The 519-nt window shown below is 64.2% G+C and carries 1 protein-coding gene; it reads right to left on the bottom strand.

Translation table 11 applies throughout. The features are described 5' to 3' along the window. Positions 1-139: 139 nt before the first annotated feature. Positions 140-519, bottom strand: a 380-nt coding sequence (locus NK662_RS24835) for a histone H4 (protein ID WP_254761389.1), incomplete at its 5' end; no start/stop codon positions are given.

Genomic DNA, 519 nt, shown 5'->3' with positions numbered 1-519 from the left:
CCGGGCACAAGAACGATGCCAACACAAACTACTGCTACTACTACTAACTGAGACCCAGATCAATTGGAGATATCCTCCCGGATTTCTTGACCGCGAGCCAAGACTTGTCCCCACGGCCAGGCGGATGCAGCGGCGGACCTCAGCCGCCGAAGCCGTAGAGGGTGCGGCCCTGGCGCTTGAGCGCGTAGACGACGTCCATGGCGGTGACGGTCTTGCGGCGGGCGTGCTCCGTGTAGGTGACGGCGTCGCGGATGACGTTCTCGAGGAAGATCTTGAGCACGCCGCGGGTCTCCTCGTAGATCAGCCCGGAGATGCGCTTCACGCCGCCCCTCCTCGCCAGCCTCCGGATCGCCGGCTTCGTGATCCCCTGGATGTTGTCGCGCAGCACCTTCCTGTGCCTCTTCGCGCCGCCCTTCCCGAGCCCCTTGCCGCCCTTGCCTCTCCCAGACATCGCCGCCGCGCTCGCTCGCTGGAGGAGAAAGAGATGGGGGATTGGGGATTTTGGGGAAGGATTCGGTG

Origin of the sequence: Ectobacillus ponti (assembly GCF_024294785.1) — a bacterium.
Classification (GTDB): domain Bacteria; phylum Bacillota; class Bacilli; order Bacillales; family Bacillaceae_G; genus Ectobacillus; species Ectobacillus ponti.
This window is presented reverse-complemented; position numbering and strand designations above follow the sequence as displayed.